The organism is Sphingomonas bisphenolicum, assembly GCF_024349785.1.
In the GTDB taxonomy this organism is placed as follows: Bacteria; Pseudomonadota; Alphaproteobacteria; order Sphingomonadales; family Sphingomonadaceae; genus Sphingobium; species Sphingobium bisphenolicum.
The window spans coordinates 3,321,947-3,335,376 of sequence record NZ_AP018817.1 but is presented as its reverse complement, the minus strand read 5'-3'; the positions used below and the strand labels follow the sequence as shown (position 1 = coordinate 3,335,376).

Sequence of the window (13,430 nt, the reverse complement as noted above, 5' to 3'; positions counted from 1 at the left end):
CCTCCGGCTGTCGTCTGTCATGCTCCGCAGTTGCGCCGAGTCACCCCGGCGTTCGTGCGAAGGCGGGCCTATGGCGGAAAGGGGGGCGGAAAGCAAGGCGCGTAGAGAAAATTCAATCCGTTCGGGCTGAGCGAAGTCGAAGCCCTTGCCTGAGCGGAGCGAAGGCGCTTCACTGCGTTCAGCGGTGCCCTTCGACTTCGCTCAGGGTGAACGGTGTTGCTTGGGAGAGAATGAAAATATGGCCGTAGCGATCGCCGCCCTGTCATTGCTATTGTTGATGATCGCCGCCTATCGGGGCATGAGCGTCATCCTGATGGCGCCGCTGCTGGCCATGCTGGCGGTGTTCCTGACCGATCCTGCCGCGGTCCCGGCCGCCTTTTCCGGCCTGTTCATGGAAAAGGTGGCGAGTTTCCTCAAACTTTATTTTCCGGTCTTCCTGCTGGGGGCGCTGTTCGGCAAGCTGGTCGAGATTTCCGGCTTTTCCCGCGCGATCGTCACGGCGGTGATCGGCGTCATCGGCGCGGGGCGGGCGATCCCCGCGATCATGGCAGTGACGGCGCTGCTGACCTATGGCGGCGTGTCGGTGTTCGTCGCGGTCTTCGCCGTCTATCCCTTCGCGGCCGAGATGTTTCGCCGCGCCGATATCCCCAAGCGGCTGGTGCCAGCGACCATCGGGCTGGGCGCGCTGACCTTCACCATGGACGCCTTGCCCGGCACGCCGCAGATCCAGAATATCATCCCGACCAGCTTCTTCGGCACGACGACATGGGCGGCGCCGGTGCTGGGGCTGATCGGATCGGTTTTTATCGCGGTGAGTGGCCTTGCCTATCTGGGCTGGCGGCGGCGGGCGATGCTGGCGGCGGGGGAGGGCTATGGCGCGCCCGAAACGCTGGTCAACGAACCGGAAGCGATCGAGGGGGAGGTGCGTGTGCATCCGCTGATCGCGCTGCTGCCGCTGGTCGTGGTGGGGGTGGGCAACCTGCTGCTGACGCTCGCCATCCCGCGCTGGGTGGCGGGGGAAGAGGTGATGCTGTCGCTGCCCGGCATGGTGGAACCGGTCGCGGTGAAGGTCGCGCAGGTTTCGGCGCTCTGGGCGGTGGAGGGCGCCTTGCTGCTGGGCATCGGCACGATCCTGCTCTTCGCCTTCCGCACCGTGGCGAAGCGCTTTGCCGAGGGATCGAAGGCGGCGGTCGGTGGCGCCCTGCTGGCGGGGATGAACACGGCGGTCGAATATGGGTTCGGCGCAGTGATCGCGGCGCTGCCGGGCTTTCTGGTCGTCAAGGAGGCGCTGCGGGCGATCCCCAATCCGCTGGTCAACGAAGCCATCACCGTGACCTCGCTCGCCGGCATCACCGGATCGGCGTCGGGCGGCCTGTCGATCGCGCTGGCGGCAATGGCGGAGCAGTTCGCGGCGGCGGGCGATGCGGCGGGCATCCCGCGCGAAGTGCTGCATCGCGTCGCCTCCATGGCGTCGGGCGGCATGGACAGCCTGCCGCATAATGGCGCGGTCATCACCCTGCTGGCGGTGACGGGCCTCACCCATCGCCAGGCCTATAAGGACATATTCGCGCTGACGCTGATCAAGACGGTGACCGTCTTCGTCGTGATTGCGGTCTATTATCTGACCGGGCTGGTCTGACGACAAAAATGCCCCGGGGGGAGAGAAGCCCCGGGGCATCGTGCGACCTTCCGGCTTGGGAAGACTTACCGGATCGCGCTGCCGACGACGGCGCCGATGATGCCGCTGGTGATCGCGATCAGCACCGCGTCATTGCCCGAGCGGACCCAGTGATAGCCGCGCGGCGGAGCCGACAGGCGATAGTCGCGATAATTGTTCACCACCCGATAGTTGGTTGCATAGCGGTGGTCGAAGCGCTGACCCTTGGCCCAACGGCGGCCATTGTCCCGATGCGTGTCCTTGCGCACGACGGTCTGCTTCTTGACGACGGTGCGGCCATTGGCCTTGTGCGTCACGACCTTGCGGGTCTGTTCCTGGCGATGCTGCGGGCCATGGCTCTGGGCCTGCGCCTGCGCGCTGACGATGGGGCTGGCGACCAGCGTGGTGGTGGCCAGGGCGATGAGGATCTTCTTGAACATGGTTGGCTCCTTTGCCGTGTGACGGGCGCCATTCCGTGGCGTCGAAGACAGAGATAGGGGGTGCTTGTCGCGACGATGTGTCACGGGCGGGCCTGGATTGTCGGAAATTGTAACAGTTTGAAATTTAAGCTGAACTGTTGTTCAGAAAAGGGGGCGGCGATTCCGGAGGATGCCGCGCGCGCAGCTCCAAAGGAAAAAGCCTCGCAGCATGGGCTGCGAGGCTGGCGATCATAAGGAGGGGCTTGTCAGGGCAGCGGCGTCGCCGTCACCACCATGCGCTGCAACAGGATCGGCCGGTCCTTGCCCTCGACCAGTGGGGCGGCGCTGTCCGGCTGCGCGAGCGCGAAGGGGGCGATGGTGACGCCCAGTGCCAGCAGGCTGGCGGACAGGCTGAGGATGATCGGTTTCATGACGGGCGTCCCTTTCCGGTGATGGAGAGGGACTAGGGCGCGGGTGTCGCAGGACTATGCCGGGCGGCACCCGCTTTTGTCGCAAAATATATCAGCTACTCGTGACGCAGCGCGTCGATCGGGTTGAGCGCCGCCGCGCGCCGGGCCGGGAAATAGCCGAACACCACGCCGATCGCCGCCGAAAAGACGAAGGCGATCAGGTTGACCTTGATGTCGAACAGAAACGGCACCTGCATCAGCGGCGCGATGGCGACCGTCGCGATCAGCGCCAGGAACAGCCCGATCAGGCCGCCCAGGCAGGACAATACGATCGCCTCCACCAGAAACTGCATCAACACCTCGCGCGCGACCGCGCCGATGGCGAGGCGGATACCGATTTCCCGCGTGCGCTCCGTCACCGACACCAGCATGATGTTCATGATGCCGATGCCGCCGACCAGCAGCGAGATTGCCGCCACCGCGCCGACGATCTGGGTCAGGATGGTGGTGGTGCCGGTCAGCGTGTCGCTGATCTGCTTGGTGTCGAAGACGTTGAAATTATCCTCGGCGCCCGCCTTGATCTTGCGCCGCTCGCGCATCAGCTCCTCCAGGCTCGACTGGACCGTGCTGGTGTCATAGGCGTCATCGACCGCGACCATGATCTGGCTGATGTCGCGGTCGCCCGTGAAGCGGCGCTGCACGAACTTGATCGGCATGACGACGACATCGTCCTGGTCGCCGAAGCCGCCCTGGCCGCGCGTCGCCAGCACGCCCACGACCTGGCAGGACACGCCCTTGATCCGCATCCGCTTGCCCACCGGTTCGGCGCCCTGGAACAGGTTGGTGCGCACCGTATTGCCGATGATGCAGACGGGGCGGCCGGCCTCCTCCTCTTCCGCCAGGAACAGGCGGCCGTCCGCGACCTTCCACTGCTGCACCTCGGAATAGGCCGATGTGGTGCCATAGACGGTGGTCGACCAGTTATTGCCTTCATAGATGGCGGTGCCGCTCGACTGCACCACCGGGGCGACGGCGCGCACGCCGGTCAGCTGATTTTCGATCGCGGTGAGATCGCGTTCCTTGAAATCGGGCGGGCGCGGGCCGCCGCCGCCGCGGCCGAAGCCCTGGCCGGGGCGCAACTGGAGCACATTGGCGCCGAGCGAACTGATCTGTTCGCGCACCGCCGCCGTGGCGCCATTGCCCAGCGTCACCATGGTGACGACCGCGGCGACGCCGATGATGATGCCCAGCGTGGTGAGAAACGACCGCAGCTTGTGCCGGTTGATCGCGCGAAAGGCGAGGATGATGGTGGTGCCTAGCATGGACGGTCCTTCCTCTCCCTTAGGAGGAGAGGGATGAGGAGACTTGGCAGCTTGCTGCCTGGTCGTAGTTGGGAGAGGGGGGAGGGCGCAGGCTTCATCCCCCTCTTCCAACTTCGCCTCAGTCGCTTCGCGCCTAAGGCTACATATCCTTCTCCCCCGCGGAGAGAAGGCTCGATCGCTCTCTCCGTCACGCCGCCACCTTCTGTTCCACCCGCTCGACCAGGCCGTCCTTGAAATGGACGATGGTGCGGGCGAAGGCGGCCATGTCGGGTTCGTGGGTCACCATCAGCACGGTGATGCCGCTGTTGCGGTTGAGGTCGGTCAGCAATTCCATGATCTCCACCGACCGTTCCGAATCGAGATTGCCGGTCGGCTCGTCCGCCAGCAGCACGTCGGGATGGGTGACGATGGCGCGGGCGATGGCGACGCGCTGCTGCTGGCCGCCCGACAGTTCGGCCGGCGTATGGTCCCACCAGTCCTTGAGGCCCACCTTGTCGAGCGCGGCCATGCCCATGTCGTAGCGGGTCTTCTTGTCCTCGCCGCGATAGAGCAGGGGCAGTTCGACATTTTCCAGCGCGGTGGTGCGCGACAGCAGGTTGAAGCCCTGGAACACGAAGCCGAGATAGCGGCGGCGCAGCAGCGCGCGCTGGTCGCGGTCCAGCGTTTCGACATGGCGGCCCTTGAACAGAAACTCCCCGCCCGAGGGCACGTCCAGGCAGCCCAATATGTTCATCGTCGTCGACTTGCCGGACCCCGACGGCCCCATGACGGCGACGAAATCACCCTGCGCGATGTCGAGGTCGATGCCCTTCAACGCCTGGAACGCGGTCGGGCCTTCGCCATAAACCTTGGTCGCGCCGCGCATGGCGATGATCGGATCAGCGATCGGCATGACGCGTCAGCTTCCACTCTGGCGGCCGGTGCCGCTAGGCTGGGATGGTGCTGCCGGCGCGCCGTTCGTCGGCGCGACCGGCGCGGTTTCGGGTGCGGCGTCGCCCGAATTGCCGAGCTTGCCGACGCTGGCGGGCGTGCCGTCGGCCGACGGATTGCTCTGGCGGCGGTCCGGCGCCCTGGTGTCGGCACCCGTATCGGCCTTCTGGTCCTCCGCCGGGGCTTCCTGGCCGGCCGCGAGCTGGCCGGTGATGACGCGCATTCCTGCCTTCAATGCGCCGCCCGTAACGGCGGTGCGCGATCCGTCGCTGGCGCCGACCGTTACCTGCAGCGCCTTGGGATTACCGTCCTCGCCGACGATATAGACGGTCTGGCTGCTGCCCGCGCCGAAATTGACCTGGCGCTTGGCGCCGCCACGGCGCATCCGGCCCGGACCCGGCAGGACGCTGGTGATGCCGCCGCCCTGCGCCGTGGCGCTGGGCTTGAAGCGCAGCGCGCTGTTGGGGACCAGCAGGACGTTCTGCAACTCCTGCGTCACGATATCCGCGGTCGCCGTCATGCCGGGGCGCAGCGTTTCGTCGTCATTATCGACCGACAGCACGGCGGTATAGGCGACCACCGTGCCCGTCGTGGACGTGGTGGTGGTCGTGGAGGAGGATGAACTGGTGGAGCTGTTCGACCCGACATTGACCCGAGTGACCTTCGCCGGGAAGGTGCGGCCGGGGAAGGCGTCGACGGCGAAGGTGGCGCTCTGGCCTTCCTTCACCTGGCCGACATCGGCTTCGTCCACCGATACTTCGACCTCCATCTGCGTCAGGTCTTCGGCCAGGGTGAACAGCACCGGCGCGTTCAGCGAGGCGGCGACGGTCTGGCCGGGTTCGATGTCGCGCGACAGGACGACGCCGTTCACCGGCGACACGATCTGCGCGATCGACAGGTTGGTCTGCGCCGTGGACAGTTGCGCGCGCGACACGTCCACCTGCGCCTGCGACGACCGCAGCGTGGCCAGCGCCGACTGATAGTCCGCGCGCGCGGCATCGATTTCGGTCTTGGCCGGCACCTTGCCGCCCGACAGGTTGAAGACGTTCAATTGCCGGTCGAGCGTCGCCTTGGCCAAGGCGACCTGCGCCTGCGCCTGCGCGACACTGGCCTGAGACGATGCGACCTGCGCCCGATTCTGGTTCACCGTGTCGACCAGCCGGCGGGTGTCCAGTTCAGCGAGCTTCTGCCCCTTGGTCACGCGATCGTTGACGTCGACATAGACCGCGGTGATCTTGCCGGACTGTTCGGACCCGACATCGACCTGGTTGATCGGCTTTAAATTGCCGGTGGCCGACACGCTGACGGTCAGGTCGCCCTGCCGCACTTCGCGCGTCGCATAATTGGGCTTGTCGTCACCTGAAAAGCAGCGCGCGAGCAACAGGATCGCGATCAGCAGGACGACGCCGATGCCGCCGCGGATCACCCATTTGCGCCACGGCTTTTCGGGCTTCGCGCCCAGAAAGTCGTCAAGATCCTGGTCTTTGGTCACATCATTGCTCATTTGGGCGATCGTCCATGCTCTGCCAGCCGCCGCCCAGCGCATTGTAAAGCTGGGCGATGGCCAGAACCTCGTCGGATTGCGCGGAAGCCAGGCTGTTGCGCGCGTTCAATAGGGTGGATTCGCTGGTCAGCAGCGTCTGGAAATCGGTCAGGCCCGCCTGATATTGGCTGCGCGCCAGGATCGCGGCGTTGTTCGATGCGTCATAGGCGACGGCGAATTCCGCCTTGCGCGCGCGGGCGCTGGTGAGCTGCGCCATGGCGTTCTCGACATCCTCCAGCGCGGTGAGGACGCTTTGTTTATAGGCGGCGAAGGCGGCGTCGGTCGCGGCCTTTTGCGACCGCACCTGCGATTGCAACCGCCCGCCGTCGAAGATCGTCTGCGCCACATTGGCGAAGACGCCGCCGGTGATCAGGCTGAACAGATCGCTGAAGGCGTTGGACGTGGTGGCGATATTGCCGCTGATGCCGAGCGAGGGATAAAGCTGCGCCTGCGCGACGCCGACCCGCGCGGTGGCGGCGGCCAGCGCCCGTTCGGCGCTGCGCACGTCGGGCCGCTGGCGCAGCGTGTCGGCAGGGATGCCGGTCGCGATCTGCGTCGACGCGACGGGAATGGGGGCGGGGGTTTCCAGCGCGCGGGTCGCGTCGCCCGGCGCCTGGCCCGTCAGCACCGCGATGCGGTTGAGGCTGCCCTTCAGGCTCGCCTCGATCTGCGGGATGGTCGCACTGGTCTGGGCCAGTTGCGCGCGGGCCTGCTGTTCGTCCAGCGACGAGACGAGGCCGGCCTGCAAGCGCCAGCTGGCAATGTCGAAATTATCCTTCTGGACGCGCTGGCTTTCGCGCGCGATGCGCAACTGTTCCTGCGCCAGCCGCGCCTGGATATAGTTGGTCGTCAGTTCGGATATGATCGTCATGCGGACATTGGCGAGGTCATATCCCGACGCGGCCAGATCCGCCCGTGCAGCTTCGGCAGTGCGGGACAGTTCGCCGAACAGGTCGATCTGCCAGCTCGCATTGGCGCCCAGCGAATAGGTGCTCGACCATTTGCTGGCGCCCGTGCTGATGACGTTGCCGCTGTCGTCGACGCGGGTGCCGCCCGCCTGACTGCGGTAATTCTTGCCGCCGCTGCCCGATCCGCTGATCTGCGGCAGGAAGCTGGCATTGGCCTGGCGCAGCGATTCCCGCGCCTGCCGCAACCGGGCCTGCGCCTGGACGATGTCCAGATTATTGGCGATGGCGCGGTCGATCAGGCCGCTGAGCGCCGGGTCGTTCAGCCGCGTCCACCAACTGGCGAGGTCGGCATCGCCGACCGGGGCGGAGGCGCCCTGGCTATAGGCTGCCGGCAGGCCCAGCGCAGCGCCCTGCGGCGCGCGATAGTCCGGCCCCGCCGCGCAGGCGGACAGGAGGAGCGCCGTGCCGCTGATCCAGCTTATGCGATATCGCACCTTTTCCTTGCACTCCGTCGTCGTTAAAGGGGCGGCCACGCTGCCCCGATCCGAAAGGGGGTTGATACGTCCGGCCCCTGACTGCCGCAGGGGTATGTACGGCTCAATGACATTTATGTCTCAAAGTGTATCGTGTTTGAATTTATGCGCTTTTTTAAGCGCCTTGTGGTCAGGGGATAAATGATGCGGGCATTTCTTTTTCCAGGGCAGGGCAGCCAGTCCGTCGGCATGGGCAAGGCGCTGGCCGACGCCAGCCCGGCCGCGCGGGAGCTGTTCCAGGAGGTCGATGACGCCCTGTCGCATCATTTGTTCCGGTTGATGGTGGAAGGACCGGAAGACCGGCTGACCCTGACGGAGAATGCCCAGCCCGCAATCATGGCCAACGCCATCGCGACGTTGCGCGTGATGCAGGCCGAAGGCGGTTTTTCGCTGGCCGAAAAGGGCGACTATGTCGCTGGCCATTCGCTCGGCGAATATAGCGCGCTCTGCGCCGCCGAAGCGCTGGACGTCGGCACCACGGCGCGGCTGCTCAAGCGCCGCGGCTACGCCATGCAGGAAGCCGTGCCGGTGGGCGAGGGCGCGATGGCTGCGCTGCTGGGCGCGGACATCGACAAGGCGCAGGCGCTGAGCGACGCTGCCGCACAGGGCGAAGTCTGCGCCGTGGCCAATGACAATGATCCGAGTCAGGTCGTCATTTCCGGCCACAAGGGCGCGATCGAGCGGGCCGTCGCCATGGTCAAGGATCATGGCATCAAGCGCGGCATCCTGCTGCCGGTATCCGCGCCATTCCACTGCGAACTGATGCAGCCCGCCGCGGATGCGATGGCGCAGGCGCTGGCCGCGTCCGCGCTGACCGCGCCGCTGCTGCCGGTCTATGCCAATGTGCTGGCCGCGCCGATCGCCGATCCTGAAGAGATCAAGGCTCGCCTGGTCGAACAGGTCACCGGCCGCGTCCGCTGGCGCGAATCCGTCGCCGCCATGTGGACCGCGGGCGTCACCGACTTCGTGGAAGTGGGCGGCAAGGTGCTTGGCCCCATGGTCAAGCGCATCGCTCCCGATGCGACCGTGCGCAGCATCGTGACGATGGACGATATCGAGGCGGCGCTGGCGGCTTTTTGACCCTCTCCCGTCATCCCCGCCTCCGAGGGGATGACGGGCATTATGGATGAAAGGATTATCCATGTTCGACCTAACAGGCATGACCGCGCTGGTGACCGGCGCTTCGGGGGGCATCGGCTCGTCGATCGCCAGGGCGCTGGCCGCGCAGGGCGCGACCCTCGCGCTTTCGGGCAGCAATGAGGAGAAGCTGAAGGCCTTCGCCGCCGAACTTGGCGGCGACCATAAGACGATCGTCTGCAACCTCAGCGATCCGGCCTCGGTGGATGCGCTGGTGCCGCAGGCGGTCGAAGCACTGGGCGGCCGGCTCGACATCCTCGTCAACAATGCCGGCATCACCCGCGACAATCTGATCCTGCGCATGAAGGACGAGGAATGGAGCCAGGTGATCCAGGTCAATCTGGAGGCTGCGTTCCGTCTGGTCCGCGCCGCCGCCAAGCCGATGATGAAGGCGCGCTTCGGCCGCATCATTTCCATCACTTCGGTGGTCGGCGTCACCGGCAATCCGGGCCAGTCCAACTATTGCGCGTCGAAGGCGGGCATCATCGGCATGTCCAAGTCGCTGGGCCAAGAACTGGCGAGCCGCGGCATCACCGTCAACTGCGTCGCGCCCGGCTTCATCCGGTCGGCCATGACCGATGCGCTGAACGATGCGCAGAAGGGCGCGATCCTCCAGAAAATCCCGGTCGGCGATCTGGGCGACGGCGACGATATCGGCGCGGCGGTGGTCTATCTGGCGAGCAAGGAGGCCGGCTACGTCAACGGTCAGACGCTGCACGTCAATGGCGGCATGGCGATGATCTGATCGCGTCGTCGATCGCGAAACCAAGGGGGGCCGGGCGCTGTGCGTTCCGGCCCTTTCTAATAACCGGCGCGTTTCAGCACCTGCTTCACCGCCGCGATGGTCTTCACCTTCGCCACCTGATCCGGCCCGTCGCGTCGGCCGCAATCGCAGGCATAATGCTCGAACATCCGCTCGGTCGCCTTGACCGGGGTCAGCGCCGTCTGGCCGGGCTTCCAGTCGTCGAGGATGCGTATGTCGTAAAGGGTGCCGCTGACGTCATAATGGCGAATGTGCCAGGCGAGGATGACGATCAGTTCCCTCGCCGCATCCCGGTCCGCATTGGCGAAGCCGATCGCGGCGATATCGGGCGATCCGCCCTCCTGCTCGCCGATGGTGACGCTGACCGGCGCGCCGTTCCCCTGTTCGGGCAGCATCACCAACTGCCGTTCTGCCTCGTCCTGCGGGCCGGCCAGATAGTCGGCGAAGATCACCGCCCGGCCATTCCATGCGGCGGGGGTGACGTTCACCGCCTCTGCCGGCAAGCCCAGCCGCCGGGCCGCCCGATGCTGCGTACTGGCGGCATGGGCGGCGCTATCCTGCGCGACAGCGGGGGGCGCCGCCGTCAAGGCGAGGGCCAACGCTATGACGATTCGCTTCACGCTTCGACCCGTCGCGTCATGATCCGCAGCCAGGGCGGGAGCGCGCCATCCAGCACCGCCGCCCGCCGCAGCGCCAGCGCCAATACCGCCATGGCCGCGATCAGGTTCACCGGCACATGGGTCAGTTCCGACAGCGACCGGCCGAACAGCGGCGCGATCCAGGCATAGGCGAGCCATGTCGGCTCCCAGCGCAGCGCGCCGCGCGCCCGCATGTCCGCCGCCATGAAGGCGATGGCGACGCCCAGCAGCACGAAATCATAGTCCAGCACATAGGGGGTGCAGAGCAGGGCCGCGCTCAAGGCCGCCGCGCCGCGCACCGCCATCGATCCGCGTCGCGCGGCGATCGCGGCCGCGGCGATGGCGATCGCGGTGACGACGCCCTGCACGGCATAGGCGAAGGGGATCGATCCGCCCCATTGGCGGATCGCGGAAAAGGGGCTCTGGATCTTTTCCCAGCCCGTCGCGCCGGCCTCTATGATGATATGCTGCGTCAGCGGCAGGGACTCGATGAAGGCCTGCCACACCGGCCATCCCCAGATGGCCAGCGTCACCAGGCAGAGCACCGCGACGGTGAGGCCGGCCGATACGAAAGCGCGGATATTGCCCCGCGCCAGGATCAGCACAGGGATCAGCACGGCGAATTGCGGCTTGTAGACCAGCGCGCCGAGCAGCATTCCCGCAACCCATGGCCGCTTGTCGAGCAGCAGCATGCCCGCGCCCAGCAGGCTGGCGGTCAGGAAGGCATTCTGGCCATGGCCCAGGCACACCAGCACGACGGGCGCGCCCAGCGCCACCAGCATCGCATCGCGATCGTCCGGCAGGATGCGCCGCACCAGCGCGAGGGCCAGCATCAGCGTCATCCCCTGCCAGATCAGCAGCGCCGCGACATAGGGAAATTGCGCCAGCAGGGTCGCGACGATCAGGAAGGGCGGGGGATAGTGCCAGCCGTAAAAGGGGATGGCGGGATCATGATGGACCTGCTTCTGGACCTCATAATGGGTCGGCCAGTCCCACGCCTGTGGCGCGCGGCCGTGATCGGCCATCCAGCCGGCGGTCCAGACGTTGGAGAAATCGGTGCCGAGCGGTCGGCCCAGCGAATCTACCGTCCCATGCGCGGTCGCGAACAGGTAAAGCAGGCCGATCACTGTCGACGCCAGCACCAATATCGCCGTCAGCCGGACGCGCGCACGGGTGACGAAAGGGTCGGGAGAAGGGACGATGGCCATGCTGCACCCCTCGCATAAGCGGCTGAAATTTTGGTAAACAGACGGTTATCGGGAGGCAATCGGCCATTTTTTGTTGCCGGATCGTCGCGTCAGGCAATGTGGGGGCTTGGCGACCTAGCCTCTTGCCTCTATCGGAGCTTGGCACTAGGGCTGCCTTAACGGTTGTTCAGACCACCAACGATACCCAGTAAGAAGGACCACTCATGAGTGAGACCGCGGATCGCGTAAAGAAAATCGTCGTCGAGCATCTGGGCGTTGAAGCCGAAAAGGTGACCGAGGACGCCAGCTTCATCGACGATCTGGGCGCGGACAGCCTGGACATCGTCGAACTGGTGATGGCGTTCGAAGAAGAATTCGGCGTCGAAATCCCCGACGACGCTGCCGAGAAGATCGCGACCGTCAAGGATGCGATCGACTATATCGACAGCAAGCAGTAAGGCGTTTTGCGGCCCGCGCCGACGCGCCGGGCCGCCCTACGCGTTAGGAAATGGCTCCTCCTGTCCGGTGACCCCGGAATGCGGGGAGCCTTTTCGTATCTGGCGCGCCGTTCACAAGTCCGCCGCAAGGGGCTAGACGGGACGGCGCGGAGCCAAATGGAATATTTCGGAGCAAGCATATGCGTCGTGTCGTCGTAACCGGCCTTGGCATGGTCAGCCCGCTCGGCGGGGATGTGGAAACCAGCTGGAAGAACATCATCGCGTCCAAATCGGGCGCAGCCACGATCACGCGCTTTGATCCGACCGACTATAAATGCCGCATCGCCTGCGAAGTGAAGCCGGCAACCCATGAATATGGCTATGATCCGGGGCTGGACGTCGATCACAAGATCCAGCGCCAGGTCGACCTGTTCATCGTGTTCGGCATTTCCGCCGCCAGCCAGGCGCTGCGCGACGCGGGCCTCGACAATATGTCCGAGGAAGAGCGGCTGCGCGCCGGTTGCTCGATCGGGTCGGGCATCGGCGGCCTGCCGGGCATCGAAAGCGAATCGCTGGTATTGGCCAACAAGGGGCCGAGCCGGGTTTCCCCGCACTTCGTTCATGGCCGCCTCATCAACCTGATCTCCGGCCAGGTGTCGATCAAATATGGCCTGATGGGGCCGAACCATGCGGTCGTCACCGCCTGTTCGACCGGCGCCCATTCGATCGGCGACGCCGCGCGCATGATCGCGATGGACGATGCCGACGTGATGCTGGCGGGCGGCGCGGAAAGCGCGATCTGCCCGATCGGCATCGCCGGTTTCGCCCAGGCGCGCGCGCTCAGCACCAATTTCAACGACGCGCCGGAAAAGGCGAGCCGCCCCTATGACGTCAACCGCGACGGCTTCGTCATGGGCGAAGGCGCGGGCGTGGTGGTGCTCGAAGAATATGAACATGCCAGGAAGCGCGGCGCGAAAATCTACGCCGAAGTGATCGGCTATGGCCTGTCGGGCGACGCCTATCATGTCACCGCGCCCCATCCGGAAGGTTCGGGCGGCTTCCGCTCGATGCAGATGGCGCTCAAAAAGTCGGGCCTCAGCCTCGAAGATATCGACTATGTGAACGCCCACGGCACCTCGACCCCGCTGGGCGACGAGCTGGAACTGGGCGCGGTCAAGCGGCTGTTCGGCGATCATCTGGGCAGCATGTCGATGTCCTCCACAAAGTCGGCGATCGGCCATCTGCTGGGCGGCGCGGGTGCGGTGGAGAGCATCTTCTGCATCCTCGCCATGCGCGACGGGATCGTGCCGCCGACGCTCAACCTCGACGAGCCGAGCGAGAGCTGCAAGGGCGTGGACCTGGTCCCGCACGTCGCCAAGGAGCGCAAGGTGCGCGCGGTGCTGAACAACTCCTTTGGTTTCGGCGGCACCAACGCCTCGCTCATCATGAAGGCGATCTGACTTTGGATCGTCATTGCGCACCCCGGCGAAGGCCGGGGGAAGCCATCCACGGGCGCGTCACGGGATGGCTTCGCTCCGCTTGCAAT

The 13,430-nt window shown here is 65.8% G+C and carries 13 protein-coding genes; 5 read left to right on the top strand and 8 right to left on the bottom strand.

Going from position 1 to position 13,430, the window contains the following annotated elements:
• The first annotated feature begins 238 nt into the window (after nucleotides 1-238).
• Entirely contained in the window at nucleotides 239-1,639 is a 1,401-nt protein-coding gene (locus SBA_RS16560; protein WP_261935213.1) for a GntP family permease, read from the top strand.
• Between the two features lie 65 nt (nucleotides 1,640-1,704).
• Here the strand turns inward: SBA_RS16560 and SBA_RS16555 are convergent, their stop codons facing one another.
• The 6 genes from SBA_RS16555 to SBA_RS16530 form a co-directional block, all read right to left on the bottom strand.
• A complete protein-coding gene (locus tag SBA_RS16555; protein ID WP_224550036.1) occupies nucleotides 1,705-2,097 on the bottom strand; it encodes an RcnB family protein in 393 nt (130 codons plus the stop codon).
• A 245-nt stretch (nucleotides 2,098-2,342) separates the two neighbouring features.
• Complete coding sequence (locus SBA_RS16550) at nucleotides 2,343-2,507, bottom strand: hypothetical protein (RefSeq protein ID WP_224550037.1); 165 nt, start codon at nucleotides 2,505-2,507, stop codon at nucleotides 2,343-2,345.
• A gap of 95 nt (nucleotides 2,508-2,602) precedes the next feature.
• Nucleotides 2,603-3,808, bottom strand: coding sequence for an ABC transporter permease (locus tag SBA_RS16545; RefSeq protein WP_224550038.1), 1,206 nt, complete (start codon nucleotides 3,806-3,808; stop codon nucleotides 2,603-2,605).
• 187 nt (nucleotides 3,809-3,995) lie between these two features.
• Nucleotides 3,996-4,700, bottom strand: a complete 705-nt coding sequence (locus SBA_RS16540) for an ABC transporter ATP-binding protein (protein ID WP_261935212.1) — start codon at nucleotides 4,698-4,700, stop codon at nucleotides 3,996-3,998.
• A gap of 6 nt (nucleotides 4,701-4,706) precedes the next feature.
• Entirely contained in the window at nucleotides 4,707-6,242 is a 1,536-nt protein-coding gene (locus SBA_RS16535; protein ID WP_261935211.1) for an efflux RND transporter periplasmic adaptor subunit, read from the bottom strand.
• Nucleotides 6,232-7,683 (bottom strand): efflux transporter outer membrane subunit, encoded by a 1,452-nt coding sequence (locus tag SBA_RS16530; protein ID WP_261935210.1) that lies wholly within the window; start codon nucleotides 7,681-7,683, stop codon nucleotides 6,232-6,234. The genes SBA_RS16535 and SBA_RS16530 overlap by 11 nt, the downstream gene beginning before the upstream one ends.
• A gap of 183 nt (nucleotides 7,684-7,866) precedes the next feature.
• Here SBA_RS16530 and fabD point away from each other — a divergent pair, with 183 nt between their 5' ends.
• Together fabD and fabG are read left to right on the top strand one after the other, a co-directional pair.
• Nucleotides 7,867-8,802 (top strand): ACP S-malonyltransferase, encoded by a 936-nt coding sequence (fabD, locus tag SBA_RS16525; protein ID WP_261935209.1) that lies wholly within the window; start codon nucleotides 7,867-7,869, stop codon nucleotides 8,800-8,802.
• 61 nt (nucleotides 8,803-8,863) lie between these two features.
• Nucleotides 8,864-9,604: a 3-oxoacyl-[acyl-carrier-protein] reductase gene (fabG, locus tag SBA_RS16520; RefSeq protein WP_224550042.1), complete on the top strand. Its 741-nt coding sequence runs from the start codon at nucleotides 8,864-8,866 to the stop codon at nucleotides 9,602-9,604.
• A 56-nt stretch (nucleotides 9,605-9,660) separates the two neighbouring features.
• Here fabG and SBA_RS16515 read toward each other — a convergent pair whose 3' ends face one another.
• A complete protein-coding gene (locus SBA_RS16515; RefSeq protein ID WP_261935208.1) occupies nucleotides 9,661-10,242 on the bottom strand; it encodes a hypothetical protein in 582 nt (193 codons plus the stop codon).
• Nucleotides 10,239-11,468: a glycosyltransferase family 87 protein gene (locus tag SBA_RS16510; protein WP_261935207.1), complete on the bottom strand. Its 1,230-nt coding sequence runs from the start codon at nucleotides 11,466-11,468 to the stop codon at nucleotides 10,239-10,241. Before SBA_RS16510 ends, SBA_RS16515 begins: the two co-directional genes overlap by 4 nt.
• Before the next feature lie 203 nt (nucleotides 11,469-11,671).
• Between SBA_RS16510 and SBA_RS16505 the strand changes: the two genes are divergently transcribed.
• Both SBA_RS16505 and fabF read left to right on the top strand, forming a co-directional pair.
• On the top strand, nucleotides 11,672-11,905 hold the full coding sequence (locus SBA_RS16505; protein WP_007689016.1) for an acyl carrier protein: 234 nt from the start codon (nucleotides 11,672-11,674) through the stop codon (nucleotides 11,903-11,905).
• A 179-nt stretch (nucleotides 11,906-12,084) separates the two neighbouring features.
• Nucleotides 12,085-13,344 (top strand): beta-ketoacyl-ACP synthase II, encoded by a 1,260-nt coding sequence (gene fabF, locus SBA_RS16500; protein ID WP_224550045.1) that lies wholly within the window; start codon nucleotides 12,085-12,087, stop codon nucleotides 13,342-13,344.
• The last annotated feature ends 86 nt before the right edge of the window (nucleotides 13,345-13,430 follow it).

Bases quoted from the DNA above. Each gene is read 5' to 3' on its own strand.
- SBA_RS16505 (WP_007689016.1), top strand. From the start codon at position 11,672: ATGAGTGAGACCGCGGATCGCGTAAAGAAAATCGTCGTCGAGCATCTG.
- SBA_RS16510 (WP_261935207.1), bottom strand. From the start codon at position 11,468: ATGGCCATCGTCCCTTCTCCCGACCCTTTCGTCACCCGTGCGCGCGTC.
- SBA_RS16545 (WP_224550038.1), bottom strand. From the start codon at position 3,808: ATGCTAGGCACCACCATCATCCTCGCCTTTCGCGCGATCAACCGGCAC.
- SBA_RS16560 (WP_261935213.1), top strand. From the start codon at position 239: ATGGCCGTAGCGATCGCCGCCCTGTCATTGCTATTGTTGATGATCGCC.
- SBA_RS16540 (WP_261935212.1), bottom strand. From the start codon at position 4,700: ATGCCGATCGCTGATCCGATCATCGCCATGCGCGGCGCGACCAAGGTT.
- fabF (WP_224550045.1), top strand. From the start codon at position 12,085: ATGCGTCGTGTCGTCGTAACCGGCCTTGGCATGGTCAGCCCGCTCGGC.
- SBA_RS16535 (WP_261935211.1), bottom strand. From the start codon at position 6,242: ATGAGCAATGATGTGACCAAAGACCAGGATCTTGACGACTTTCTGGGC.
- fabD (WP_261935209.1), top strand. From the start codon at position 7,867: ATGCGGGCATTTCTTTTTCCAGGGCAGGGCAGCCAGTCCGTCGGCATG.
- fabG (WP_224550042.1), top strand. From the start codon at position 8,864: ATGTTCGACCTAACAGGCATGACCGCGCTGGTGACCGGCGCTTCGGGG.
- SBA_RS16550 (WP_224550037.1), bottom strand. From the start codon at position 2,507: ATGAAACCGATCATCCTCAGCCTGTCCGCCAGCCTGCTGGCACTGGGC.
- SBA_RS16555 (WP_224550036.1), bottom strand. From the start codon at position 2,097: ATGTTCAAGAAGATCCTCATCGCCCTGGCCACCACCACGCTGGTCGCC.